Below are 25,895 nucleotides of genomic sequence, written 5' to 3'. Positions count from 1 at the left end.
GTTGCCCAGACCCGATCTTTTATCCGCGCGCATCCATTCCGCTCACGTGCCAGTCTTGAACAGTGCTGACTGACCGCCCAACCAAGCTCGTGCCACCCGTGCTGGCCAAGATGGCCGCCTGGTGCCTGTGCCTGATCCTCGTCGGCGTGGTCGTCTACTTCTTCGTCCAGGGCATCGCGCGGCTCAGCTTCGTGGCCCTGCCCGTCGCCATCGCCCTGTTACTGACCGCGCTGCTGTTCCCGCTGACCAGGAGCCTGCGCGAGGCGGGCATGCGCCCCATCTACGCCACCTGGATCACCATGCTGGTGGCGCTCGCGGTGCTCATCGGCACCGGCTGGCTGGTCGGCGCGCGGGCCACCGAGGAGTTCCCCAACCTGGTCGAACAGGTCCAGTCCACCGCCCGCGACGTCCAGAACTGGCTGATCACCGGCCCGCTGCATCTCAAAGAGGCGCAGATCACCAGCTACGTCGACGAGATCGCGACGATGGTCAACGCCCAGCGCACGGCCATCACGAGCACGGTCCTGACCGCCGGAGCCGTCGCCTTCGAGGTGCTCGCGTCCCTCGTGTTGCTGCTGTTCGTCACGTTCTTCCTGCTCAAGGACGGGGACCGGATCTGGTCGTGGTTCCTGCGGGGGTTCGGCTCGATGTCGCCGCGGGTCGACCGGGCGGGCCGGGCCGCCTGGACCACGCTCTCCCACTACGTGCAGGGCACCGTCGCGGTCGCCGCCGTGCACGGTTTGATCATGGGCATCGTGCTGGCCGGCATGGGCGTGCCGCTCTGGGCGCCGCTGGCGGTGCTGATCTTCTTCGCCAGCTTCATCCCGATCGTCGGCATCTTCTTCGCGGGTACGATCGCCACCCTGGTCACACTGGGTGCCAAGGGGCCCGTCTACGCGCTGATCTTCATCGGCATCCTGATCGTCGAGCAGCAACTGGAGAACCACGTGCTCCAGCCGCTCATCGTCGGCCGGGCGCTCAACTTCCACCCGCTGGCCATCATCCTCGTGCTGGCCGTCGGCGGCATCCTGGCCGGCATCGCGGGAGCGGCGGTGGCCGTGCCCGTGGCGGCGGTGATCTACCGGGCGCTGCCCGAGCTGGTGCACAAACCGATCGCCCTGCCGCCGGCCCCTGCCCGGCCACCCGACTCCCCGATCCCAGCCCCGACCGAGGCCCCGATCCCAGCCCCGACCCCGGGCTCGGGCGGCAAGGACGATAGTCCGTCTGACAGCGAGTAATCTCGTCACCCGTGACCACCTCACCGAGGGACGCCCGAGTTCGGGGGTCTTCTCCCCTTTCCCGGTGGCCCGACACTCCACCCGCCTGTCTGGTGCGACCGGAGCGCGGGCGGAAGGGCGTACCTTGAGGCTGAGGGGGCGCATCGCCGCCGAGCACCACGACCGTGAGGTGAACCCTTGACCGACGTGCAGGTCCTCATCCAGCGACTCGACGACGGGTTGCCGGTGCCGTCCTACGCCCATCCGGGCGACGCGGGCGCCGATCTTTACGCGGCCGAGGACGTCGAGCTGCTGCCCGGCCAGCGGGCCGTGGTCGGGACGGGCCTCGCGATCGCGCTGCCCGACGGCTACGCCGCGTTCGTGCACCCTCGCTCGGGCCTGGCCGCCAAGTACGGCGTCACGCTGGTCAACGCGCCAGGCACGGTCGACGCCGGCTACCGCGGCGAGATCAGGGTGACGGTGATCAACACCGACGCCAAGGAGCCCTTCCGCCTGAGCCGCGGAGACCGGGTGGCCCAGTTGGTCATCAAACGCGTCGAGCGGGCGGCGTTCACCGAGGTGGAGCTGCTGCCCGGCTCGGCCCGCGGCACCGGCGGTTTCGGATCAACAGGACGTTAACCAGGGAGAGTGAGCACAGTGTTCCGACGTCGCCGTCGTGAGCAGCCGGATCAGGCGGCAGAGCAGAAGGCCTCCGCCGCCCCCATGCGCGAATCCGGCCCATGGGACGCCGACGAGCCCCACCCCGACACCGACAGGATCGATCTCGGCGGGCTGCGCCTGCCGCACAACCCCGACTTCGACCTGCGGCTGGCCTCGGTGGGTGACCAGAACGTCGGTGTCGTCGTGCTGTACGAGGAGAGCTCGCTGCAGCTCCAGGCACTCGCCGCGCCCAAGACCATGGGCCTCTGGGACGAGGTCCGGGCCAAGATCCTGTCGGGCGCCAAGGACCTCGCCGAGCAGGAGGGCCCGTTCGGTCCCGAGCTGCTCGGCGACATCGTCGGCGAGGGCAACGCCACCCGCAAGGCCCGCTACATCGGCATCGACGGGCCACGCTGGTTCCTGCTGGCGATGATCAGTGGCCGGGCCGCGCTCGACGAGAACGTGGCGAACGTGCTCCTCGACTTCGTCAGGGATGTCGTGGTCGTACGGGGCACCGAGCCGATGGCCCGGGAAGAGGCGATCACGCTGCGCCGCCCCAACGAGCAGAGCGCCGAGACGGACGAGAGCCAGGGGATCAACCCGTTCAAACGAGGACCCGAGATCAGCGAGATTCGCTGACCGTTCCTATCACGTAGGCTGAGTCATCATGAGTACGGCAGAACCTCCGAAACGCGGGGGATTGCGCGGTTTCTTCAGTCGGCTGGCCTCCACCCAGTCCGAGATCGAAGCCCAAGAACTACGGGAAGACGTCGACGAGGTCGGCGCTACCCCCATCGTCTCGTGTGGCGGGCGGCGTCGCTTCTGCGTAGCCGGTACGCTACGTACCGTGACACTGCGACCCAGAGGCGGCGCTCCCGCCCTTGAGGCCGAGCTCTACGACGGGTCGGACGTGATCGACCTGGTGTGGCTCGGCCGCCGCAAGATCGCGGGCATCGAGCCCGGGCGCACCGTCAAGGCAGAGGGCCTGGTCAGCATGCAGGACGGGCGCAAGGTGATGTTCAATCCTCGCTACGAGCTGCGCCCAGGGAGTTGATCAGGTGAGTGCCGAGGCGGAAGAGGTCGCCCACGACACCGTCGAAGCGGCGGTGCGAGCCCAGCTCGCCAAGGCGTTCGGCGGCGTGCGGGGCATCATCGAGGCGGCGGTGCCGACCATCGCGTTCACGCTGTCATGGATCTTCACCGAAGACCTGAAGATGTCGCTCATCATCAGCGTCTCGCTGGCGGTCGTGCTGCTGCTGGTCAGGATCGCGCAGCGGTCGACGCCGCAGTTCGTGATCAACAGCCTGATCGGCATCGCCATCGGCGCGTTCTTCGCCAGCCGCACCGGCGACGCGAAGGACTACTTCCTGCCCGGCATCCTGTGGAACGCCGGCTACTCACTCGCGATGCTGCTGTCGATCGTCACCCGCTGGCCCGTGGTCGGGTTCCTGATCGGCTCGGTCACCGGCGACCCCACGGCCTGGCACAAGGATCCGGGCATCGTCCGGCTCTGCACCAAGCTGACCTGGATGCTGCTGATCCCGTGCGTGGTCAGGGTGGCCGTGCAGCTGCCCGTGTGGCTGTTCGGCGGCGGCGACGAGGCCGTGGCCGCCCTCGGCTTCGCGAAGATCGTGATGGGCTGGCCGCTCCAGGTGGCCGCCCTCGGCGCGATGCTGTGGCTGCTCGGCAGGGGGCGAACGCCGATCAAGCCGGTCGCCCCCGCCTAGCCGCCCACTTAGCCGCTCAGTGCTGTGAGAGCAGGTGCGCGAGCTCCTGCTCCACCTCCTGGTTGGCGACGAACAGCAGCTCGTCGCCCGCCTCCAGCGGATCGTCGTTGGTCGGCACCAGCACCCGGCCCTCGCGCAGGATCGCGACCAGGGCCGAGTCGTTCGGCCACGGCACCGAGCCGGCCCGCTGGCCCACCACGGGCGCGTCCTCGGCCAGGGTGAGCTCGACCAGGTTGGCCTGCCCCTGGCGGAACGTCATCAGCCGCACCAGGTCGCCGACGCTCACCGCCTCCTCGACCAGCGCGCTCAGCAGCCGCGGCGTCGAGACCGCCACGTCCACGCCCCACGACTCGTTGAACAGCCACTCGTTGTTGGGGTGGTTGATGCGGGCGACCACGCGCGGCACGCCGTACTCGGTCTTGGCCAGCAGTGACACCACGAGGTTGACCTTGTCGTCGCCGGAGGAGGCGACGACGACGTGGCAGTTGCTGAGGCCCGCCTCGTCGAGCGAGGCGATCTCGCAGGCGTCGGCCAGCAGCCACTCCGCCCGCGGCACGCTGTCGATCTTGATGGCGCGGGGGTCGATGTCGATCAGGAGGACCTCATGGCCGTTCTCCAGCAGTTCGGCCGCGATGGACCGGCCCACGGCCCCGGCCCCGGCGATGGCGACGCGCATCAGTGGTCCTCTTCCGGTGCCAGGGCCAGCACCTTGTTGATCCGCTCCATGTCGTTCTCGGCGGCGACCACGTGCAGCACGTCGCCCTCCTGGATCACGGTGTCCTCGGCGATGACCAGGGCCTCGCCCATGCGGTTGAGGTAGGCGGCGCGGGTCCTGGCCCGTGCCTCGAGATCGACGACCCGGGTGCCGATCCAGCCGGGATGCGTGGCGACCTCCGCCAGGATCACGGTGCCGGTGGGGTCGCGCCAGAGCGGCTCGGCGCCCTCGGGCAGGATGCGGCGCAGGATCTGGTCGGCGGTCCACCGCACGGTGGCCACCGTGGGAATGCCCAGCCGCTGGTAGACCTCGGCCCGCCGCGGGTCGTAGATGCGGGCCACCACGTTGTCGACGCCGAACGTCTCGCGCGCCGCGCGCGCCGAGATGATGTTGGAGTTGTCTCCGCTGGAGACCGCCACGTACGCGGCCGCGGACTCGATGCCCGCCTCGGTGAGCACGTCACGGTCGAACCCGACGCCGGTCACCCGCCGCCCGCGAAAACCGGCCCGCAGCCGGCGAAAGGCCTGAGGGTCGCGATCGATGATCGCGACCGTGTGGCCGTTGTCCTCGAGGATGTGGGCCAGGGTCGAACCGACCCGGCCACAGCCCATGATCACTATATGCATACTCCCCCGCACTTCGCGGTCGGCCGGTTGCTCGACACCAGTATGGCCCGATAGGGGAGCGCCCCGTCGGCGCCCCTGGCACGGGGGGCTAGCATTTCGTTACGTGGCGAAGGTAACGGATCTTGTCAAACGCGTGCTTGTGGGGCGGGCGCTAAGAAGCGGCCAGCTTCACGAGCAACTGCTGCCCAAACGCATAGCCCTGCCGATCTTCGCCAGCGACGCCCTGTCCTCCGTGGCGTACGCGCCGCAGGAGATCCTGGTCATCCTGTCGCTGGCGGGCGTGTCGTTCTACTCCTACAGTCCGTGGGTCGCGATCGCCGTCGTGGTCGTGATGCTCACGGTCGTGGCCTCGTACCGGCAGAACGTGCACGCCTACCCGAGCGGCGGCGGCGACTACGAGGTGGCCACCACCAACCTGGGCAAGAACGCCGGGCTGACCGTGGCCAGCGCGCTCATGGTCGACTACGTGCTGACCGTGGCCGTGTCGGTCGCCAACGGCGTCGACTACGTGGGCGCCACGATCCCGTTCGTCGGCGAGCACAAGCCGGCCGTCGCCATCGCCATCGTGATCCTGCTCACCGTCGTCAACCTGCGCGGCCTGCGCGAGTCGGGGGCGGCCTTCGCCATCCCGACGTACGCGTTCATGCTCGCGGTGCTGGGGTTGATCGCCTGGGGCGGCTTCCGGCTGCTGGTGCTCGGCGACGACCTGCGGGCGCCCAGCGCCGGGTTCACCATCGACGCCGAGCAGGCGAACCTGACCAGCTTCGCCGCCGCCTTCCTGATCCTGCGCGCCTTCTCCTCCGGCTGTGCGGCGCTGACCGGTGTCGAGGCCATCAGCAACGGCGTGCCCGCCTTCCGCAAGCCCAAGAGCAAGAACGCCGCCACCACGCTGCTCATGATGGGCCTGGTGTCGATCACCATGTTCGGCGGCATCATCGCGCTGGGCCTGGCCTCGGGCGTGAAGGTGGCCGAGCCGTCGGTGGTCGCCCACGACCTGCACCTGCCGGACGGGTCGCCGGTCGGCCCCGGCTACTACCAGCAGCCGATCATCTCGCAGGTGGCCGACGCGGTCTTCGGCGGCGGCTCGCTGCCGTTCGTGGTCATCTCGGCCGTTACCGCGCTCATCCTGTTCCTCGCCGCCAACACCGCCTTCAACGGCTTCCCGGTGCTCGGCTCGATCCTGGCCCAGGACCGCTACCTGCCCCGCCAACTGCACACCCGCGGCGACCGGCTGGCCTTCTCCAACGGCATCGTCATCCTGGCGCTGGGCGCGTGCCTGCTGCTGTGGGGGTTCAACGCCGACGTCAGCCGCCTGCTGAACCTCTACATCGTCGGTGTGTTCGTCTCCTTCACGCTCAGCCAGATCGGCATGGTCATCCACTGGACGCGCCATCTCAAGACCGAGACCGACCCCAGGATCCGGCACCAGATGCACCGCTCCCGGGTGATCAACTTCTTCGGCGGCATCATGACCGGGCTGGTGCTGGTCGTGGTGCTGCTGACCAAGTTCCTGGTCGGCGCCTGGATCGTGTGCTTCGCGATGCCGGTCCTGTTCCTCATGATGAAGGCCATCCGGCGCCACTACGACAACGTGGCGGCCGAGCTGGAGATCACCGAGGAGTTCGACGAGTCGATGCTCCCGGCGCGCAACCACGCGATCGTGCTCGTCTCCAAGATTCACAAGCCGACGATGCGTGCCCTCGCCTACGCCCGCGCCACCAGGCCGTCCACGCTGGAGGCGATCACCGTCGGCGTCGAGGGCGCCGAGGCGCGGCACCTCCAGGACGAGTGGGAGCGCCTGGGCATCCCGGTGCCGCTCAAGATGCTCGACTCCCCGTACCGGGAGATCACCCAGCCGATCCTCGACTACGTCAAGACCCTGCGCCGCCGCTCACCGCGCGACGTGGTGACCGTGTTCATCCCCGAGTACGTGGTCGGCCACTGGTGGGAGCACCTGCTGCACAACCAGAGCGCGCTGCGGCTGAAGGCGCGGCTGCTGTTCAAGCCGGGTGTGATGGTGACGAGCGTGCCGTGGCAGCTCCACTCCTCCGACCGGCTCAAGGGGCGGCGCGAGCCGTTCGCGCCGGGCGCCTCGCGCCGCGCGGGACCCCAGGTCGTCCGGAAGGACGCCAAGGCGAAGGACGAGGTCAAGGCGAGCGACCACTCTCTGTAGCAGGGTAAGCCCGGAAAGTGGCAGGGTCGGCCAGGGCATAGGGTGTCCGTGTGGAACAGGCATCTCTCGAGCTGACGGTAGGTCCGGTCGCCCATGGCGGCTGGTGCGTGGCGCGCCATGAAGGGCGAGTGGTCTTCGTACGACACGCGCTGCCGGGCGAGCGGGTCATCGCCGAGGTCACCGAGGAGACCACCCGCTTCCTCCGGGCCGACGCCGTGCAGGTGCTCGACCCGTCACCCGACCGCGTGACCCCGCCCTGCCCCTTCGCCGGCCCCGGCCGCTGCGGCGGCTGCGACTGGCAGCACGCCACCCTGGAGGCGCAGCGCGGCCTCAAGGCCGCCGTGGTCGCCGAGCAGCTGAGCCGGCTGGCCGGCATCGAGCGTGCGGTCGTGGTCGAGGAGGTGCCGGGCGCCAAGGACGGGCTCGGCTGGCGCACCCGCGTCCAGTTCGCCGCCCGGCCCGGCGGCGAGCTCGGCTTCCGCAAGCACCGCTCGCACGACATCGAGGTGGTCGACGCCTGCCTGATCGCGCACGCGGAGGTGGAGGCCGTCGGGGCCGAGCAGCGCGAGTGGCGCGGCGCGGCCGTCGTCGAGGTGATCGCCTCCTCGGCCGGCGACCGGGCCGTGGTGGTCAAGCCGCGGCCCAGGCGCAGCGTGACCGTCCCGGACCTCGACGCGTCCGCCTCGATCCTGCTCGACCAGGGCAAGGGCCACACCGTGCCGCGCAAGGGCTCCGGAGTGCTGCACGAGCAGGTGGGCGACCGGGAGTTCAGGGTGGCGGGCAGCGGCTTCTGGCAGGTGCATCCGGGGGCCGCCGAGACCCTGCTCGACGCCGTCCTGTCCTACGCCGCGCCGGAGCCCGGAGAGTGGGCCCTGGACCTCTACTGCGGGGTCGGCCTGTTCGCCGCCGGTCTGGCGGAGGGCGTGGGGGCCGAGGGCGCGGTGTTCGGCCTGGAGTCGGAGGCGGCCGCCGTCCGCGACGCCCGCGCCAACCTACGCGACCTGCCGCAGGCCCGGGTGGAGCGGGGACGGGTGGAGGAGGCGCTGGACCGGTTCCAGATCGAGCGCGCCGACATCGTCGTCGTCGACCCGCCCCGCTCGGGGCTCGGGCGCGAGGTGGTCCACCGGGTCGCCGCGCTGGAGGCGTCGCGGATCGTGTACGTCTCGTGCGACCCGGCGACACTGGCCCGCGACCTGTCCTGGCTGGGCGACGACGGCTATGAGCTGGTGGATCTGCGGGCTTTCGACGCCTTTCCGATGACTCATCACGTGGAGTGCGTGGCACTGCTGGCCAGGAAGTAGCACGTGCTCAGTTGAGATAGAAGAGGTGCTCAACCGGGCGATCGGGGCAGGAACGACACTCGAAGAGGTACACACTGCCCCCGCCCGACACCATCAGGCCGGGCGGGTTCTCCGCGGCCGCGGCTCGTTCGGACCGGGAAAGGTAGATCTCCGGCCCGCTGTCGTCGTCGGGCCGATCCTCCACCGGGAGCCAGGTCTGCCAGGACTTCCCATCGAACTCCTCATAGGCCACGGTCAGAAGATGGTGGATGGGCTGTCCGCACCTCTCGCAGCTGAACGAGGTCGTCGAGCCGTTCCATCCGCGCGGATGACCACCGACCTTGGTTCCGGGGGCTGTGCTCAGGTGGTAGAAGTAATCCCACCCGGTGGTCTCCTCGGACCGGTGCAGCCGGTCGTCGATCTCGTCGCGCAGCTCCTGCGGTATGTCGTCCCAGTCGGGGTATTCCGTCACCTGCTCTGGGTGCACCACACAGGGGATGGGAACGTGACCCTCGGGAGCGTCAGCGGGTTCCGGGGGCGTGGCGAGCACATGGCGGACATCTGCCGCGTTCCTCCAGCGCACCTGCGGCAAGGGGCAGCGCTCGTAAGGGTCCTCCCCGTGGTTGAACGGGCACCACAGCACTTGGAGCAGATCGCTTCCCTGCGGGAACGGCACACCGGGCGCGTCCGCCGCGTAGAGCTGCACGACCGGCACCATGGGCACCACGGCCTCGTGGCGGGTGGCGTCCTCCAGGCCGTCGTCGTTGTAGTGCTCCTCGGCGCACAACGGCCAGGGCTCATCGGCCGGCCAACTCAGCGGCCCCCCGACAGAGCTGTCCTCGTACGACGGGGATCCCGCACGCGGATGCAGCCGGAGCGCGTTTCTGCTGAGCGGCTTCAGCTCGGGAAAGAGTTCCTCCACAGCTACCGGCCGAGGCGGAGTATGACGGGCCATTACTCACTTCTCCGATGACGTTCCGTTCCGGACGCGAGGACCTTACCGGCTGGGTCCGACACTCGGCCCGGCTCACGCCGTCGGGGGCAGGTCGGCGAGCCACCGTTTCACCGCGCGGGCCGTACGCAGGCGGATCGCCGTCACCTCCGGGTGGCGGGTGATGCGGTCGGCGGTCTGCGTCCTGCGGCGCTGATGGTGCGTCCATGCCCACCGGATCGGGTGATCGGGTTCGAGCCAGGCGCTCCAGTCCTCCCGGTTGCCGTTCCACAGCTCGCGCCGGGTGATCGCGCGGCCGAGTGAGCGGCGTACGACCCGCCACATCACGGTGCGGCGCGGCAGGTCCAGCCAGACGGCCGTGTCGGCGCGCTCCCAGAGGAGGTCGCCCAGGAAACGGTGGTACTGATCCTCGGTCACCCACCGCTCGCCCCGGCTGAACTCGTCCACCTCGGCCTCGAACTCCGGCCGCTTGACCCAGCCGGGACCGTGATGCAGGGCGTCGAGCTCATGGCGGGGCAGGCCGAGCCGGGCGGCCAGCTTCCTGGCGAGCGTCGTCTTACCCGACCCGGAGATGCCGCAGACGATGATCCTGTTCACCGTGCCAGTTTGACGGCTCGCCCAAATGGGTGCTGGATGGGACGACAATGAACCCACCCTCCGAACCGGACGGCCGCCTGACGGCGTTCGGCAACCAGTTGATCGAGGTGCACCTCTGGCTCCGTGAGGAGCTGGCCCGGCTGCGTGAGGACGTGCACGCCCATCCCGACGCGCAGGCCCGTCCCGAGCGGCTGCGGGAGCTGCGGGCCCACTGCCTGACGTTCTGCTCAGCCGTGACCAAGCACCACAGCGGTGAGGACGAGGGGGCCTTCCCCGCTCTGGCGGAGCAGTTCCCCGAGTTGCGTCCCGTACTGGACGAGCTGGCCCGTGACCACCGGCAGGTGGCCGACATCATGCGCCAGTTGCAGGAGCTGCTCGGCGACCTGGACGCGGATCCCGAACGGGTACAGGCCGAGCTGGACGGGCTGGCCGCCCTGCTGGAGTCCCACTTCGTCTATGAGGAGAAGCGGCTGGTCTCGGCGCTCAACGCGCTGGACGCCCCGCGCTGGCGCGCGTCGGTGCCCGCCTTCCTCAGCCGAACGCCATTGGCATAGTTTCGCGGCCCTGCGGCGTCCTTGCTTGGTGACACGGCGAGGAGGGTCTGTGAACGCAGGACGTCAGGCGGACATCTGAGAGCGATCGCCTAGCCGACACGAGCCCGAGGGCCCCAGGTCCAGTTCTGGTTCGTGTTGCCCGGATCGCAGCGCGAGCCGAAGACCTGCCCCTTGTCGTTGCTGTTCAGGCAGGTATCCGGCGACATGCCCTTCCACTTGATCAGGAACCGGTCGCCGAAGTTGGTCTTGATGGTGGTGAAGGTGAACCGCTGATGCTTGAGGTCGGCTCCGCAGCGGCGTACGAGCACGAGCGGCCCTTTGGGCGCACCGATGCAGAGCTTGCCGTGGAAGTCGGCGCTGGCGAGTTGGGAGCGGGCAGTGCGGTTCCATAAGTAGCCCTGGAGGCCGGGCTGGCACTCCCAGGTCCGCGCGATGTTGCCCATCCGCCGAGTTGAGCTGTCGCCGGCGATGGTGAGGCACATCAGGGTGGAGACGTTCTTGATCACGTATCCGCTGTCCGCCAGCGCGGGCGCGGTCGGTGTCAGGGTGGTCAGGACGGTTGCCGCGAGGGCCACATTTGCGATCTTTGCCGGTCTTCTCATGGATCGGCATGCTATCCAGACCGCGAGCGGCGAACGATCTTCAGAGCCACCCCATCCGCTGCGCCGTACGGATGGCTTCGAGGCGGTTCTGGGCGTTCAGCTTGGTCATCGCGCTGGACAGGTAGTTGCGTACGGTCCCCTCAGTGAGGTGGAGTTCGGCGGCGATCCGGGCGATCGTCGCGCCGTCGCCGGCCAGTCGCAAGGCGTCCCGTTCGCGGTCGGTCAGGGGGCTGTCGCCGGCGGCCATCGCCGCCGCGGCCAGTTCGGCGTCCAGGTAGCGGCCGCCCGACTGGACCTTGCGGATGGCCATGGCCAGTTCCTCGGCCGAGGCGTCCTTGCCGAGGAAGCCGCTCACCCCGGCCGCCATCGCCCGGCGCAGGTATCCGGGCCGTCCCAGGCTGGTCAGGATGACGATCTTGCACAGGGAGCTGATCTGCTCCGCCGCGCTCAGACCGTCCATGCCGGGCATCTCGATGTCGAGTACGGCCACGTCGGGGCGGTGTTCGACGACGGCGGCCAGCACCTCGTCGCCGCGGCCGACCTGGGCGATCACCTCGATGCCCGCCTCCAGGTCGAGCAGGGCCGCGATGGCGCCGCGGACCAGGTGCTCGTCGTCGGCCAGCAGGACGCGGGTCGTCCCCCCGGGAGCGGGTACGCGCGTCGTCATGCCGGCACCGCCGCCCGCAGCAGGTACGCGCCGTCGCCCGTGCAGGCCGTGGACAGCGTGCCGCCCGCGGCGCTGACCCGCTGCGACAGGCCGCCGAGCCCGTCCGGCGCGTGGTCGTTCACCGGCCCCTCGACCCCGTCGTTGGACATCTCCAGCACCCCATCCTCGATCGTGATCGTGCAATGCCCGGCCTTGCTGTGCTTGAGCACGTTGGTCGCGCCCTCGCGGACCACGGTGGCCAGCAGCGTGCGGGTCTCGGGGGTCAGCGAGGCCGTGTCCGCGCGGACGGCGCACCGTACGTCCGCCGCCTCCAGGACCGCCCGCACGCTGGCGAGGACCTCGTCGAGGTCCAGGGCCCGATAGTTCTGTACGGTGGAGCGCACCTCGCGCAGCGTCTGCCTGGCCAGGTCGCGTACCTCGAACATCTCACGCGCGGCCGCCGAGGGATCCTCGCGCAGTGTCCGCGAGGCGGCCCCGGCCCCGGCCGAGATGTCGGCCAGGCTCTGGCCGAGCAGGTCGTTCAGGTCGCGGGCGAAGCGCAGCCGTTCCTCCGACACCGCGAGCATGGCCCTGGCCTCCTGGCCCTCGTGGGCGTCCTTGGCCACGCGCCACAGCCACAGGTTGGCCAGGATGCCGCCGGTCACGATGCCGGTGATGATGGTCTGGAGCAGGAAGATCTCGATCAGGAACCCGGTGGCCAGCGTGATGTACACGTTGACGACGACGATCGACCCGATGGCCAGGACGAGGGTGGTGCGCCTGCGGACGTACGGGGCGAGCATCCCCAGCCACACGGGGATGGCCCAGATCAGCAGGAGGACGGACAGAAGCAGCGTGATGACGCCGGAGACCGCCAGGATCACGGTCGGCCGCCGCCCGCCCCTGACGGCGATCCTGAACGGGCCGGTGGCCAGCCCGATCAGGATGAGAAGCAGGACGGCCGCCGCTGCCGCGAGCGCCCCGGGGAAGCCCTGCTGCCACCGGATGGTCAGCTCCAAGAGCCCCATCAGGGCGAGCAGGTTGGCGACGTCGGAGCTGCAGAGCATCAGCCAGCGCACCTTGTCGAGCCGGCTCGCCCGCCGAAGCCGGCCCCTGCCGCGCAGGACGTGACGCACGCGGGCGACCCGCCTCGCGCGGGCGACCTGCCCCATGCAGGCGCCCCGCCTCATGCGGGCACCGCCGCGCGCAGCAGGAACTCGCCCGCGGGCGTGGGAGCCGCCGTGAACGTGCCGCCCGCGGTCGTCATCCGCTCGGCCAGCCCACGCAGGCCGCTCCCGGCCCCGCTCGCGGGCCCGTGGACGCCGTCGTTGCGCATCTCCAGCACGCCACCGTCGATGACGATCGCGCAGCGCGTGGCCTTGCTGTGTTTGAGCACGTTGGTGGCACCTTCGCGGACCGCCCAGGCGAGCAGCGCGCGGGCGGCGGGGGACAGGTCGTCGGCCCTGGCCTCGATGACGCACTGGGCGCCCGCCGCCTCCAGCGCCACGCGTACCCCGGCGAGCTCCGCGTCCAGGTCGAGCAGCCGGTAGCCGTCCACGGCCACCTGCACCTCGGCGAGCGACTCCGCGGCCAGGCGGCGTACCTCGGCCATCTCGGCCGCGGCCTTGCCCTCGTCGAGGGTGGCCAGCTTGGCGGCCAGTTCGCTCTTCAGCGTGATGACGGACAGGCTGTGGCCGAGCAGGTCGTGCAGGTCGCGGGCGAAGCGTAACCGCTCGTTCGCCACGGCCAGCGTGGCCTTGGCCTCCCGGCCGTCGTAGGCGTCCCTGATCGTCCACCAGAGCCAGCGCCAGAGCTTCATGGTGGCGGGCAGCAGCACGGCGGACAGCGTCATGGTGATCAGGACGACCGGCCACGGCTGGTCGGTGACCGCCGACAGGTAGACGGTGATCAGCGCGACCAGCACGGCGCCCACGCAGGCCGTCGCCCGGAGCGGGAGGTAGAGGGCGAGGACGGAGAGCCAGATGATCCCGGCCATGCCCCACGACCCGTCGGCGGTGGAGGGCGGCATGAGCGCCAGCGCGCCGGCCGCGAACAGCCCGCCCGCGGCCAGCTTCACCGCGGGACGCGGCCGGTCGTCGAAGGCGTTCCGCATGACGAGGAGGCCGAACGCCAGCGAAACCAGCAGGCAGCTCTCGGCGGCCACCGCGTGCGGTACGGAGATCCTCCGCTCGTTGGCCAAGGCGATGATCGGCAGCGTGAGAAGGACGGCCATCAGGACGACTGAGCCGTCCATCCAGTAGATGAGGATCTTCTTCGCTGTCTCCGGACGGGTCGCCATCTCACCCCTCCATCGCCGACACAAGCCACGTTGCTCACAAAATCCTATGGCCGTCGTGGGGGCGGCGCGGTGTGGTCGGGGGCATTCTCCAGGTGTCGTCCCATGTGTGGTGGTACGTCAGCGGATAATGGCCTTATGAAGTTGCGGATCTTCACCGAGCCCCAGCAGGGTGCCACCTACGATGACCTGCTCGCCGTCGCCCAGGCCACGGAACGGCTGGGCTTCGACGCGTTCTTCCGGTCCGACCATTACCTGCGCATCGGGGCGGGCGACCCGGGCCCCGGTTCGACCGACGCCTGGCTCACGCTGGCCGCGCTGGCCAGGGAGACCTCCCGGATCAGGCTGGGCACGCTGGTGAGCCCGGCCACGTTCCGGCTGCCGGGGCCGCTGGCCATCAGCGTCGCGCAGGTGGACCAGATGAGCGGCGGTCGGGTCGAGCTGGGTCTCGGCACCGGCTGGTTCGACCAGGAGCACACCGCGTACGGCATCCCGTTCCCGCCGGTGGGCGAGCGGTTCGGCCGGTTCGAGGAGCAGCTGGAGATCATCCAGGGGCTCTGGACGGCGGAGAAGTCCTACTCGTTCGAGGGCAGGTACTACCGTCTCGTCGACTCGCCCGCCCTGCCCAAGCCGGTCCAGCGCCCGCACCCGCCGATCATCATCGGCGGCACCGGGGCCAAGCGCACGCCCCGGCTGGTGGCCACCTTCGCCGACGAGTACAACGTGCCGTTCAGGACCCTGTCGGACACAGGCGAGGCCTATGACCGGGTACGGGAGGCGACGGCCGAGACCGGCCGTACCGTGATCCTCTCGGCGGCGCAGACCGTCTGCGTCGGCCGTGACCAGGCCGAGCTCGACCGGCGCGCGCTCGCCATCGGGCAGGACCTGGCCGGTCTGCGGGAAGGCGGCCTCGCCGGAACCCCGGCCGAGGTGGTCGACAAGATCGGCCGGTTGGGCGAGCTCGGCGCCGAGCGCGTCTATCTCCAGGTCATGGACCTGTCCGACCTCGAACACCTGGAGCTGATCGCGGCCGAGGTCCTGCCGCACGTCTGACATATCCGTTGGCGCCCCTTCGTCGGACTACGGCACACTTGCCCCCGTGCTGCTGACCATTTCGACCACCGCCACACCCGCCACCGATCTGGGCTTTCTCCTGCACAAGCATCCAGATCGGGTGCAGGAGTTCGGCCAGTCGTTCGGTACGGCCACGGTCTTCTACCCGGAGTCCGGCGAGGGGCGCTGCACGGCGGCGCTGCTGCTCGACGTCGACCCGATCGCGCTGGTCCGGTCACGCGGCAAGAACTCGCCCGACTTCAGCCTGTCCCAGTACGTCAACGACCGGCCCTACGCCGCCTCCTCGCTGCTGGCCGTGGCCCTGGGCGACGTCTTCCGGACCGCGCGGGCCGGGCGGTGCAAGGCCCGGCCGGACCTGCCGGGCCGGCCGATGCCGCTGGTGATCGGGCTGCCGGCGCTGCCCTGCCGCGGCGGGCCCGAGCTGGCGGCCCGGCTGTTCGAGCCGCTCGGCTGGGCCGTCGAGGCGCTGGCCGTACCCCTGGACGAGGGGTTTCCCGAGTGGGGCGACTCGCGTTACGTGCGGCTGACGCTCAGCGGGACCGTACGGCTGGCCGACGCGCTCAACCACCTGTACGTGCTGCTGCCCGTGCTCGACGACGGCAAGCACTACTGGATCGCGCCCGACGAGGTGGACAAGCTGGTCAGAGCCGGTGAGGGCTGGCTGTACGGGCACCCGGAGCGCGGCCTGATCATGCGGCGCTACCTGGGCCGCCGCTGGGCGCTGGCCCGGACGGCGCTGGCCAGGCTGGCCGAGCTGGGCGACGAGACCGAGGAGCAGCTGGAGCCCGCGGTCGACGAGGACGCGGCGGCGGGGGAGACCGCGGCCGACGAGGCGGCCGCCGCGGAGGCCGAGGCGCAGGGCGATACGCCGGCTGAGGCGCAGGGCGAGGCGCAGAGTGAGGTGCCGGAGGTCAAGCCGAAGGCGCTCAACGTCAGACGGCGCGAGGCCGTGCTGGAGACCCTGGAGGAGATCGGCGCGACGAGCGTGATCGACCTCGGCTGCGGGCAGGGCGAGCTGGTCGGCGCGATGCTGGCCAGGCCCAGGTTCGCCAGGGTCGCCGGGATGGACGTCTCGGCGATGGCGCTGACCATCGCCGCGCGCAAGCTCAAGCTGGACCGGATGCCCGACAGCAAGCGGGCCAGGCTGACGCTGTTCCAGGGCGCGCTCACCTACACCGACAAGCGGCTGTCCGGCTATGACGCGGCCGTGCTCATGGAGGTGATCGAGCACGTCGATCCGCCGCGGCTGGCGGCGCTCGAACGCGTCGTGTTCGGCCACGCCCGGCCCCAGCACGTGCTCGTGACCACCCCGAACATCGAGTACAACCCCCGCTACGAGTTCCTGACCGGGCTGCGCCACCGTGACCACCGCTTCGAGTGGACCCGCGCCGAGTTCGGCGCGTGGGCCTCGCGGGTGGCCGATGATTACGGCTACCAGGTCACCTTCAAGCCGGTCGGCGACGACGACCCCGAGGTCGGGCCGCCCACCCAGATGGGAGTGTTCACCCGATGATCAGCGTCCCCGAGCTGTCTCTCGTGGTGCTCGTCGGCGTGTCGGGCAGCGGGAAGTCGACGTTCGCCGCCAAGCACTTCAAGCAGACCCAGGTGATCTCGTCCGACTTCTGCCGCGGCCTGGTCTCCGACGACGAGAACGACCAGTCAGCCACCCCCGCCGCGTTCGACCTGCTCCACCACATCGTCGGCGTACGCCTGGCCAGAGGGCTGTTCACCGTGGTCGACGCCACGAACGTGCAGTACGCCGCCCGCCGCAGCCTCATCGAGCTGGCGAAGAAGCACGACGTGCTGGCCGACGCGATCGTGCTCGACACCCCCGAGGAGGTGGCGATCGAGCGCAACGCCGGCCGCCCCGACCGCGACTTCGGGCCCGGCGTGGTGATCCGCCAGCGCAAGGACCTGCGCCGCTCGCTGGGCAAGATCTCCCGCGACGGCTTCAGGAAGGTGCACGTGCTGCGCGGCCTCGACGCCATCGAGAGCGCCGAGCTCTCCTACGAGAAGGCGTGGACCGACAAGCGCGAGCTGACCGGCCCGTTCGACGTCATCGGCGACATCCACGGCTGCCGCTCCGAGCTGGAGACGCTGCTGGGCACCCTGGGCTGGGAGATCGAGCGCGCCGACGGCAAGGCGGTGACGGCCCAGCACCCCGCCGGTCGTACGGCGGTGTTCGTCGGCGACCTGGTCGACCGCGGCCCCGACTCGCCCGGCGTGCTCCGCCTGGTCATGGGCATGGTCGCGGCCGGCACCGCGATCTGCGTCTCGGGCAACCACGAGGCGAAGCTGGTGCGCGCGCTGAACGGCCGCAAGGTCACGGTCGCCCACGGCCTCAAGGAGTCGCTCGACCAGTTCGCCGCCGAGCCGCCCGAGTTCGTCGAGCGGGCCCGTACCTTCATGGAGGGCCTGATCAGCCACTACGTGCTCGACGGCGGCCGGCTCGTCGTCGCGCACGCCGGGCTCAAGGAGGCCTACCACGGCCGCGCGTCGGGCCGGGTCCGCGCGTTCGCCCTGTACGGCGACACGACCGGCGAGACCGACGAGTACGGCCTGCCGGTCCGCTATCCGTGGGCCGAGGAGTACCGCGGCCGGGCCATGGTCGTCTACGGCCACACGCCCACGATCAAGCCCGAGTGGATCAACAACACGATCTGCCTCGACACCGGCTGCGTGTTCGGCGGCACGATGACCGCGCTGCGCTACCCGGAACGCGAGCTGGTCTCCGTCCCCGCCGAGCAGATCTGGTACGCGTCGGTCAAGCCGCTCGGCAGCGAGTTCGCTCGCGACCCGGGCATGCTCGACATCGGCGACGTCCAGGGCACCAGGCACGTCGAGACCCGGTTCGGCACCCGCGTCAAGGTGATGGAGGAGAACGCGGCCGCCGCTCTGGAGATCATGAGCAGGTTCGCGGTGGACCCGCGCTGGCTGGTCTACCTCCCGCCGACCATGGCCCCGCCGGAGACGTCCAAGCTCGACGGCTACCTGGAGCACCCGCACGAGGCGTTCGAGGAGTTCGCCGCCGCCGGGGTGACCGAGGTCGTGTGCGAGGAGAAGCACATGGGGTCGCGGGCCGTCGCCGTGCTCGCCAGGACCCCCGAGGTGGCCGCGGCTCGCTTCGGCGTCACCGACGGCTCCGCGGGCGCGGTCTACACGCGTACCGGGCGCCCGTTCTTCGATGACATGGCGCCGCTGGTGGACCGGCTGCGGGAGGCGTGCGAGCCGCTCTGGGCCGAGCTCGGCTCCGACTGGGTGGCGCTCGACTGCGAGCTGCTGCCCTGGTCGGCCAAGGCGGGCGAGCTGATCAGGAGCCAGTACGCCTCCGTCGGCGCGGCGGCGCGGGCGGCGCTGCCCGAGGCGGTGTCGGTTCTGGAGGCGGCCGCCGGGCGCGGGCTGGATGTGGGCGGGCTACTCGCCCGCACTCGACGCCGCACCGACAACGCTGCCCTGTTCCGCGACGCCTATGCGCGTTACTGCTGGCCGGTTGACGGCCTGGACGGGGTACGGGTGGCGCCGTTCCAGATCCTGGCCTGCGAAGGCCGGGCCACGGCGCTGGAGCCGCACGCCTGGCACCTGGCGAAGCTCGCCCTGCTCGACTCGCCGCTGATCACCCCCACCAGGCACGTCTTCGTCTCGCTCGACTCCCCGCAGGCGCGGGCCGAAGCGGTGGACTGGTGGTCCTCGCTGACGGCGACCGGCGGCGAGGGCATGGTGGTCAAACCCGCCCAGTACGTGGCAGGCCGGGTCCAGCCCGGGGTCAAGGTACGCGGCCGCGAATACCTGCGCATCATCTACGGCCCCGACTACACCGAGTCGCTCGACGTGCTGCGCAGGCGCTTCCTGGGCAAGAAGCGGTCCATGGCGCTGCGCGAGTACGCGCTCGGCCTGGAGGCCCTGTCGCGCCTGGCCGAGGGCGACGCGGGCTGGCGGGTGCACGAGCCGGTCTTCGCGGTGCTCGCCCTGGAGTCCGAGCCGGTAGACCCACGGTTGTAGTTTTTGAGTAATCGTGGCCGTACGAGAAGTGACGGCGGGTAAATCCCCTTTCCGGGGAGGGAGTCCGCAATGGCTACTCAGTACGGCCGCCAGGAGAACCTTGGCCACGTCGTCTTCATCACGGCGGCGGCGGCCATCGGCGGATTCCTGTTCGGATACGACAGCGCCGTGATCAACGGCGCCGTCGTCGGGATCCAGAAGTACTTCCGCGTCGGCCCGGTGGAGATCGGCGTCGTGGTGGCCATCGCGCTGCTCGGCTCCGCCGTCGGCGCCTGGATCGCGGGCCGGCTGGCCGACTGGTGGGGACGTACCAGGACGATGCAGGTGGCGGCCATTCTGTTCTCCGCCAGCTCGATCGGGCAGATGCTGCCGTTCGCCCTGTGGGACCTGGCCCTCTGGCGGGTGCTGGCGGGCATCGCGATCGGGATGGCCTCCGTGCTCGGCCCGGCCTACATCGCCGAGGTGTCGCCGCCCGCCTACCGGGGCCGGCTCGGCTCGTTCCAGCAGCTCGCGATCGTGCTGGGCATCGCGTTCTCGCAGCTGGTCAACTACGCCTTCGTCCGGCTGGCGGGGGGCGACGTCAACAACGGCCTGTGGGGCCTGCAGGCCTGGCAGTGGATGCTGGGCGCGTGCGTCGTGCCGGCCCTGCTCTACCTGCTGTTCGCCTCGACCATCCCCGAGTCGCCCCGGTACCTGATCGCGGTCGGCCGGATCAGGCAGGCCCGTACGGTGCTGACCGAGGTCGAGGGCGAGCATGTAGACCTGGACGCCCGGGTGGCGGAGATCCATCAGGTCCTCAGGACCGAGGAAAGGACCACGATCAAGGAGCTGCGCGGGCCCGCCTTCGGGCTGCTGCCGATCGTCTGGATCGGCATCGCGCTGTCGGCCTTTCAGCAGTTCGTCGGCATCAACGTGATTTTCTACTACTCCTCGGTGCTCTGGCAGTCGGTGGGCATCACCCAGAGCAACTCGCTGCTGATCAGCTTCTCCAGCTCGGTCATCAACATCATCGGCACGTTCATCGCGATCTCGCTGGTCGACAAGATCGGGCGCAAGCCGCTGCTGCTCATCGGTTCGGCGGGCATGGCCATCTCGCTCGGCACGGCCGCGTGGGCGTTCTCCTACGCCCGCGGGCTCAGCCTGCCGCCTCCGCAGGGGCCCATCGCGCTGATCGCGGCCAACGTGTTCGTGCTGTTCTTCGCCCTGTCATGGGGTGTCGTGGTCTGGGTTCTGCTGGGGGAGATGTTCCCCAACCGCATCCGGGCCGCCGCACTGGGGGTGGCCGCCTCGGCGCAGTGGATCGCGAACTGGGCGATCACGGTGTCGTTCCCGGCCCTGTCGAAGTGGAACCTGCCGCTGACGTACGCCGGGTACGCGTTCTTCGCCGTGCTGTCATTCCTGTTCGTTGCCAAGTTCGTCAAGGAGACCAAAGGCCGCAAGCTTGAGGAGATGGGTTAGCGTCCGGTAGGTGATTGACGACGTACTCGGCCCCTCGCTCGACGTGTTGTTCTGCGGCATCAACCCCGGGCTCATGTCGGAGGCCACCGGCCATCACTTCGCCCGGCCGGGGAACCGGTTCTGGCCCGCGCTGCATCTGTCCGGGTTCACGCCTCGGCTGCTCGCTCCCGCCGAGCAGCACCTCCTGCCGTCGTACGGGCTGGGCATCACCAACGTGGTGGCCCGGCCCAGTGCCAAGGCGTCGGAGCTGTCGCGTGCGGAGCTGATCGAGGGCGGGGCGCGGCTGGCCGGGCTGGTGGCATCGGTGCGGCCTCGGGTGCTGGCCGTGCTGGGGGTGTCGGCGTACCGTACGGCCTTCGCCCGGCCCAAGGCGGCCGTCGGGCTCCAGGAGGAGGCGGTGGGCGGGGTGCCGGTGTGGGTGCTGCCGAACCCGAGCGGCCTGAACGCCCACTGGACCCTGGCCGGCATCGCCGGTGAGCTGAGGCTCGTTCGCGAGCATACCGAGCAGTCGGAATGAAGCCCCGCCGCGACTCTTGACGCGCTCAGATCTCGATCCCTACTATCGGGTAACCTCTAAAGGATCTACTCAATCCCCGTTTACGGTTCAACCACTTCAAGTTTTGCGGAGTGGCGCCTCGTAGGGAAATGCCGAATGACAGATGACTATGACGTCGTCATAGTGGGCGCGAGCATTGCCGGATGCGCCAGTGCAATACTCTTCGCGAATCTCGGCGCTCGCGTCGCCCTCCTGGAAAAGCATTCCGGCATGGCCGCGTACAAGGTGTTGTGCACCCATACGCTGCAACCGAGTTGCCTGCCGGTCATGAAGACGCTGGGCCTGCTGCCCCTGCTCGAGGAGGCCGGGGCGCACGGGCACGTCACCCACCTGTGGACGAAATGGGGCTGGATCGCGCCGCGGTCCGCGCCCGGCGAGGACCCGCTGCCGCACGGCGTCAATGTCCGGCGCCAGACCCTGGACCCCTTGCTCAGGCGGCTCGCCGCCGAGACCCCGGGAGTCGACCTCCGGCTCGGCCAGAACGTCAACGGCCTCCTGGAGGAGGACGGCCGCTGCACCGGAGTCCGCGTCACCGCGAACGGCGTGGAGACCCGGCTGACGGCGCGGCTGGTCGTCGGCGCGGACGGCCGCAACTCGACCGTGGGCGCCCTCAGCGGGCTCCCCGTGAGACTGAGCGCCAACAACCGGCTGGGCTTCTTCGCCCAGTACCGTGGCCTGCCGGAAGACGCGCCGAGCCGGGTGTGGTTCCTCGACCCCGACACCGCCTTCGCCTTCCCCAACGACGACGGCATCACCGTGGTCGCCTGCTCGCCGAACAAGGAACAGCACACCTCGGCCTTCCGCGGCGATCTCGAAGGCAGCTTCGAGCGGTTCGTCCGCGCACTGCCCGACGCTCCGCGCATCGACGAGGCCGAACGCGTCTCCAAGATCGTCGGGACGCTCGATCTGCCCAACGTCTACCGCAAGCCGTACGGTCCGGGACTCGCCCTGGTCGGCGACGCGGCGCTGGCCACCGATCCGCTGTGGGGAGTCGGCTGCGGCTGGGCGTTCCAGTCGGCGCAGTGGCTGGTGGACGCGGTCGGGGGCGCCGTGGCGAACCAGAACGACGTGCTGCCTGGTCTGGCGGAATACGGAAAAGCGCACCGTGCGGCACTGGACAGCCATCACAAGTTGATGGAGGACTATTCGGCCGTACGGCCGTTCAATGTCTTCGAGCGGCTGCTGCTTTCCGCGGCGGCCCGCGACGCCGGAGCGGCCAGGCATTATTACTCCTTCGCCTCCCGGCTCATCGACGTCAAGCAGTTCGCGTCACCGGGCTCGCTGCTGCGCGCGGCGCGGGTCAACGCATTCCACCGTCTCCGCAACGGGTCGGCCATGTAAATCAGATCTGAAGGAAAATCGTGACTTCTCGTATCGCCGTGGTCGGTATGGCATGCCGTTTTCCCGACGCCTCGACGGCCGGTGAGCTCTGGGACAACGCGCTGGCCGGCCGCAGGTCCTTCCGCCGGCTGCCGCCCGAGCGCATCCGGCTGTCCGACTACTGGTCCGCGGACCGTTCGGCGCCCGACCACTTCTACACGACCGAGGCGGCGCTGTTACGCGACTGGGAGTTCGACCGGCTGCGCTTCAAGGTGGCGGGCACGACCTTCCGCAACACCGACATGGTGCACTGGCTCGCGCTGGAGGTGGCCGCCGAGGCGCTCGCCGACGCCGGCTTCCCCGACGGCAAGGGCGCGCCGCACGAGACCACCGGCGTGGTCATCGGCAACTCCCTCACCGGCGAGGGCCAGCGCGCGGCCGGGATCAGGCTGCGCTGGCCGTACGTACGCCGCATCGTCGCCAACGCCCTGGAGGGCACGCTGGACACCGAGCAGCTCACCGAGCTGCTCGGCCGGATGGAGCACGACTACAAGGCGCCGTTCCCGGTGCCGGACGGCGACTACCTGGCCGGCGGCCTGTCCAACACGATCGCCGGGCGCATCTGCAACCACTTCGACCTCAACGGCGGCGGCTACGCCGTCGACGGCGCCTGCGCCTCCTCGCTGCTGGCGCTCACCACCTCCTGCAACGCGCTGGTCTCCGGCGACCTCGACGTCGCGGTCGCCGGCGGGGTGGACATCAGCATCGACCCGAACGAGCTGATCGGCTTCTCCAGGGCCGGCGCGCTCGCCACCGACGAGATGCGCGTCTACGACCAGCGCTCCGCCGGGTTCTGGCCGGGTGAGGGCTCCGGGATGGTCGTGCTGATGCGCGAGGAGGACGCCGTCTCCCGTGGCCACCGCATCCACGCCCTCATCGCCGGCTGGGGAGTCTCCTCGGACGGCGCGGGCGGGATCACCCGGCCGGAGTCCGACGGTCAGCGGCTCTGCCTCGACCGTGCCTACGAGCGCGCCGGGTTCGGCATCGAGGAGGTGCCGTACTTCGAGGGGCACGGCACCGGCACCGCCGTGGGCGACGCCGCGGAGCTGGAGACGATCTCCGAGGCGCGCCGGGCGGCCGCGCCGGCCGCGCCGCCCGCGGTCATCGGCTCGATCAAGGCCAACATCGGCCACACCAAGGCGGCCGCCGGGATGGCCGGCCTGATCAAGGCGGTCATGGCGGTCAACAGCGGGGTCCTGCCGCCGACCACCGGTTGCGAACGGCCACACAAGATCATTTCCGGCGACGCCCCCGCCCTGCGCACCCTCCGTAAGGCCGAACCCTGGCCGCAGGACGCGCCGCTCCGCGCGGGCGTCAGCGCCATGGGCTTCGGCGGCATCAACACGCACGTGGTGATCGAGTCGCCGCGCCGCAGACGCCCCCGCCTGGACGGGCGGACCCGGACGCTCATGAACTCCCCGCAGGACGTGGAACTGTTCTGCCTGGACGCCGACTCACTGGACGACCTCCGGCAGGAGGCCGAGCGCCTCGCCGGGGTCGCGGTGGGCATGTCCCGGTCCGAGCTGCCCGACCTCGCCGCGTACCTGGCCCGGAAGATCGGCCGCAGGCCGAGACGCGCCGCGGTGGTCGCCGGCACGCCCGCCGCGCTCGCCGAGCGGCTGCGGCAGGTCGCCGAACTGGCCGGGCAGGGTACGGAACGGCACCTCGACAGCGCGGCCGGGATCTTCCTCGGCGCGCTCGGCGAGCTGCCGCGCATCGTGCTGATGTTCCCCGGCCAGGGCTCCGGCACCCGCTCCGACGGGGGCGCGCTGCGCCGCCGCTTCGACTCGGTCGACGAACTGTACGAGACGGCGGCCCTGCCCACGGGCGGCGACCAGGTCGAGACCGCCGTCGCCCAGCCGCGCATCGTCACCGCCTCGGTGGCCGGGCTGCGGGTGCTCTCCGAGCTGGGCATCGAAGCCGGCGCCGCGGTCGGGCACAGCCTCGGCGAACTCGTCGCGCTGCACTGGGCCGGATCGTTCGACGAGGCCGCTGCGCTGCGGATCGCCGCCGCCCGGGGCCGGGCGATGAGCGAGCTGTCGGAGAGCGGCGGCGCGATGGCGAGCATCACCGCCGACCACGACACCGTGGCCGCGCTGCTGGGCGACGACGATCCGGTGGTCGTCGCCGGCCTGAACTCGCCGCGCCAGACCGTGGTGTCGGGACCCGCCGAGGCGGTGACCCGGGTCGTCGAACGGGCGACCCGCCAGGGCCTGTCGGCGGTCAGGCTGCCCGTCTCGCACGCCTTCCACTCGCGGCTGGTCGCTCCGGCCGCCGACGTCTTCGCGAGCAGGCTGGCCGAAGAGCGGCCGGAGCCCGTCCGCCGGCACGTCATCTCGACCGTGACCGGCGCACCGGTCGTCGGCGAGCCCCTCGACCTGCTGCGCGAGCAGATCACCGCGCCGGTCCGCTTCATCGAGGCGCTCACGGCGGCGGCCAAGGACGCGGACCTGCTCATCGAGGTAGGGCCTGGGCAGGTGCTGACCCAGCTCGCGGGCGACATCGTCGCCGTCCCGGCCGTCGCCACGCGTACGGACGACGACTCGCTGACCGGCATCCTGCAGACGCTGGGCGCCGCGTTCGCCGTCGGCGCCGGTGTCACGGTCGGCGAGCTGTTCGCCGATCGCTTCACCCGTCTGTTCGACCCGGCCGCCACCCCGACCTTCATCACCAACCTGTGCGAGGTCGTCCCGGAGATCGACTCCGCCCTGCTGGTCGGCGCCGCCGCCCCCACGACCGCGTCCTCGTCGGAGGGGTCCTCGTCCTCGTCCTCGGATGAGCCCGCCGGCGACCCGCTGCTCCTGCTGCGCCGGCTGGTCGCCGAGCACGCCGAGTTCCCGCTGGAGGCGGTGCAGGCGGACAGCAAGTTCCTGGACGACCTGCACCTCAGCTCGATCGTGGTGGGCGAGATCGTCGGCGAGTCCATGCGCCGTCTCGGGCTGTCCGAGCCCGCCGCGCCCACCGGGTACGCCACCGCGACCCTGGGCCAGGTCGCGGAGACCCTGGAGCAGCTCGTCGCGACGGGCGAGGCGCCGGCCGAGGACGCCGAGACGGCGGCGGCCCGCATCGTGCCGCCCGGCATCGCGCCCTGGGTGCACGGCTTCGCCGTCGAGCGGCGGGCGAGCGCCTCACCGAGCCGTACGGTGCCGCGCAGCTCGGGCACCTGGCAGATCGTCGGCGACCATCCCGCCGCCGAAGCCGTGCGCACCGCGCTCGCCGAGGCGGAGACCGGCACCGGCGTCCTGGTCGTCCTCCCTTCGCCGTCGCCGTCGCCGTCGCCGTCGCCGTCGCCTTCGCCTTCGCCTTCGCCTTCGCCTTCGCCTTCGCCTTCGCCTTCGCCTTCGCCTTCGCCTTCGCCTTCGCCTTCGCCTTCGCCTTCGCCT

At 70.5% G+C, this 25,895-nt stretch carries 23 protein-coding genes; 15 read left to right on the top strand and 8 right to left on the bottom strand.

Going from position 1 to position 25,895, the window contains the following annotated elements; all coding sequences use genetic code 11:
- The first annotated feature begins 62 nt into the window (after positions 1-62).
- From AB0B91_RS03510 to AB0B91_RS03490, 5 genes are all read left to right on the top strand, one after another.
- The gene (locus tag AB0B91_RS03510; RefSeq protein ID WP_358314708.1) at positions 63-1,238 is read left to right on the top strand and encodes an AI-2E family transporter; all 1,176 of its coding nucleotides are present in this window, start codon (positions 63-65) and stop codon (positions 1,236-1,238) included.
- A 177-nt stretch (positions 1,239-1,415) separates the two neighbouring features.
- A complete protein-coding gene (dut, locus tag AB0B91_RS03505; RefSeq protein WP_358314705.1) occupies positions 1,416-1,856 on the top strand; it encodes a dUTP diphosphatase in 441 nt (146 codons plus the stop codon).
- A 9-nt stretch (positions 1,857-1,865) separates the two neighbouring features.
- Entirely contained in the window at positions 1,866-2,516 is a 651-nt protein-coding gene (locus tag AB0B91_RS03500; RefSeq protein ID WP_358314701.1) for a DUF3710 domain-containing protein, read from the top strand.
- Between the two features lie 28 nt (positions 2,517-2,544).
- Positions 2,545-2,931, top strand: a complete 387-nt coding sequence (locus AB0B91_RS03495) for an OB-fold nucleic acid binding domain-containing protein (RefSeq protein WP_214635894.1) — start codon at positions 2,545-2,547, stop codon at positions 2,929-2,931.
- A gap of 4 nt (positions 2,932-2,935) precedes the next feature.
- Positions 2,936-3,604 (top strand): DUF3159 domain-containing protein, encoded by a 669-nt coding sequence (locus tag AB0B91_RS03490; RefSeq protein WP_358314698.1) that lies wholly within the window; start codon positions 2,936-2,938, stop codon positions 3,602-3,604.
- A 16-nt stretch (positions 3,605-3,620) separates the two neighbouring features.
- Here the strand turns inward: AB0B91_RS03490 and AB0B91_RS03485 are convergent, their stop codons facing one another.
- Together AB0B91_RS03485 and AB0B91_RS03480 are read right to left on the bottom strand one after the other, a co-directional pair.
- Positions 3,621-4,280 carry a TrkA family potassium uptake protein gene (locus tag AB0B91_RS03485; RefSeq protein WP_214635895.1) on the bottom strand — a complete coding sequence of 220 codons (660 nt, stop codon included), beginning with the start codon at positions 4,278-4,280 and terminating at the stop codon, positions 3,621-3,623.
- Positions 4,280-4,945, bottom strand: coding sequence for a TrkA family potassium uptake protein (locus tag AB0B91_RS03480; protein WP_358314694.1), 666 nt, complete (start codon positions 4,943-4,945; stop codon positions 4,280-4,282). The genes AB0B91_RS03485 and AB0B91_RS03480 overlap by 1 nt, the downstream gene beginning before the upstream one ends.
- A gap of 103 nt (positions 4,946-5,048) precedes the next feature.
- On the opposite strand from AB0B91_RS03480, the gene AB0B91_RS03475 reads away from it, so the two are divergent.
- Together AB0B91_RS03475 and AB0B91_RS03470 are read left to right on the top strand one after the other, a co-directional pair.
- A complete protein-coding gene (locus AB0B91_RS03475; RefSeq protein ID WP_358314691.1) occupies positions 5,049-7,118 on the top strand; it encodes an APC family permease in 2,070 nt (689 codons plus the stop codon).
- Between the two features lie 50 nt (positions 7,119-7,168).
- Complete coding sequence (locus AB0B91_RS03470; RefSeq protein ID WP_358314688.1) at positions 7,169-8,419, top strand: class I SAM-dependent RNA methyltransferase; 1,251 nt, start codon at positions 7,169-7,171, stop codon at positions 8,417-8,419.
- A gap of 7 nt (positions 8,420-8,426) precedes the next feature.
- On the opposite strand, the gene AB0B91_RS03465 is transcribed toward AB0B91_RS03470, so the two are convergent.
- Positions 8,427-9,320 carry a DUF1963 domain-containing protein gene (locus AB0B91_RS03465; protein ID WP_358314685.1) on the bottom strand — a complete coding sequence of 298 codons (894 nt, stop codon included), beginning with the start codon at positions 9,318-9,320 and terminating at the stop codon, positions 8,427-8,429.
- Between the two features lie 105 nt (positions 9,321-9,425).
- Positions 9,426-9,947 (bottom strand): hypothetical protein, encoded by a 522-nt coding sequence (locus AB0B91_RS03460; RefSeq protein ID WP_358314682.1) that lies wholly within the window; start codon positions 9,945-9,947, stop codon positions 9,426-9,428.
- Positions 9,948-9,994: 47 nt separating this feature from the next.
- On the opposite strand from AB0B91_RS03460, the gene AB0B91_RS03455 reads away from it, so the two are divergent.
- Positions 9,995-10,501 (top strand): hemerythrin domain-containing protein, encoded by a 507-nt coding sequence (locus AB0B91_RS03455; protein ID WP_358314679.1) that lies wholly within the window; start codon positions 9,995-9,997, stop codon positions 10,499-10,501.
- 89 nt (positions 10,502-10,590) lie between these two features.
- Here the strand turns inward: AB0B91_RS03455 and AB0B91_RS03450 are convergent, their stop codons facing one another.
- Genes AB0B91_RS03450 through AB0B91_RS03435 form a run of 4 tightly spaced genes read right to left on the bottom strand, consistent with a single transcriptional unit; the run spans position 10,591 to position 14,048 of the window.
- Entirely contained in the window at positions 10,591-11,103 is a 513-nt protein-coding gene (locus AB0B91_RS03450) for a ricin-type beta-trefoil lectin domain protein (RefSeq protein WP_358314676.1), read from the bottom strand.
- A 40-nt stretch (positions 11,104-11,143) separates the two neighbouring features.
- Positions 11,144-11,770: a response regulator transcription factor gene (locus AB0B91_RS03445; RefSeq protein ID WP_358314673.1), complete on the bottom strand. Its 627-nt coding sequence runs from the start codon at positions 11,768-11,770 to the stop codon at positions 11,144-11,146.
- Complete coding sequence (locus AB0B91_RS03440) at positions 11,767-12,939, bottom strand: histidine kinase (protein ID WP_358314670.1); 1,173 nt, start codon at positions 12,937-12,939, stop codon at positions 11,767-11,769. The genes AB0B91_RS03445 and AB0B91_RS03440 overlap by 4 nt, the downstream gene beginning before the upstream one ends.
- A complete protein-coding gene (locus AB0B91_RS03435; RefSeq protein WP_358314667.1) occupies positions 12,936-14,048 on the bottom strand; it encodes a histidine kinase in 1,113 nt (370 codons plus the stop codon). Before AB0B91_RS03435 ends, AB0B91_RS03440 begins: the two co-directional genes overlap by 4 nt.
- 135 nt (positions 14,049-14,183) lie before the next feature.
- On the opposite strand from AB0B91_RS03435, the gene AB0B91_RS03430 reads away from it, so the two are divergent.
- The 7 genes from AB0B91_RS03430 to AB0B91_RS03400 form a co-directional block, all read left to right on the top strand.
- Entirely contained in the window at positions 14,184-15,098 is a 915-nt protein-coding gene (locus AB0B91_RS03430) for an LLM class F420-dependent oxidoreductase (protein ID WP_358314653.1), read from the top strand.
- Positions 15,099-15,144: 46 nt separating this feature from the next.
- Positions 15,145-16,632: a 3' terminal RNA ribose 2'-O-methyltransferase Hen1 gene (locus AB0B91_RS03425; RefSeq protein WP_358314650.1), complete on the top strand. Its 1,488-nt coding sequence runs from the start codon at positions 15,145-15,147 to the stop codon at positions 16,630-16,632.
- On the top strand, positions 16,629-19,118 hold the full coding sequence (locus AB0B91_RS03420; protein WP_358314647.1) for a polynucleotide kinase-phosphatase: 2,490 nt from the start codon (positions 16,629-16,631) through the stop codon (positions 19,116-19,118). Before AB0B91_RS03425 ends, AB0B91_RS03420 begins: the two co-directional genes overlap by 4 nt.
- Positions 19,119-19,187: 69 nt before the next feature.
- The gene (locus AB0B91_RS03415) at positions 19,188-20,576 is read left to right on the top strand and encodes a sugar porter family MFS transporter (RefSeq protein ID WP_358314643.1); all 1,389 of its coding nucleotides are present in this window, start codon (positions 19,188-19,190) and stop codon (positions 20,574-20,576) included.
- Positions 20,577-20,586: 10 nt separating this feature from the next.
- The gene (gene mug / locus AB0B91_RS03410) at positions 20,587-21,093 is read left to right on the top strand and encodes a G/U mismatch-specific DNA glycosylase (protein ID WP_358314640.1); all 507 of its coding nucleotides are present in this window, start codon (positions 20,587-20,589) and stop codon (positions 21,091-21,093) included.
- Between the two features lie 135 nt (positions 21,094-21,228).
- Positions 21,229-22,473 carry an NAD(P)/FAD-dependent oxidoreductase gene (locus tag AB0B91_RS03405; protein WP_358314637.1) on the top strand — a complete coding sequence of 415 codons (1,245 nt, stop codon included), beginning with the start codon at positions 21,229-21,231 and terminating at the stop codon, positions 22,471-22,473.
- Between the two features lie 20 nt (positions 22,474-22,493).
- On the top strand, positions 22,494-25,895 hold a 3,402-nt coding region (locus tag AB0B91_RS03400), incomplete at its 3' end, for a type I polyketide synthase (RefSeq protein ID WP_358314635.1).

This window comes from Nonomuraea sp. NPDC049141 (genome assembly GCF_040648415.1).
Taxonomy (GTDB): Bacteria; Actinomycetota; Actinomycetes; order Streptosporangiales; family Streptosporangiaceae; genus Nonomuraea.
The sequence above is the reverse complement of the archived record's forward strand: the minus strand, read 5'-3'. Positions and strand labels throughout refer to the sequence as shown.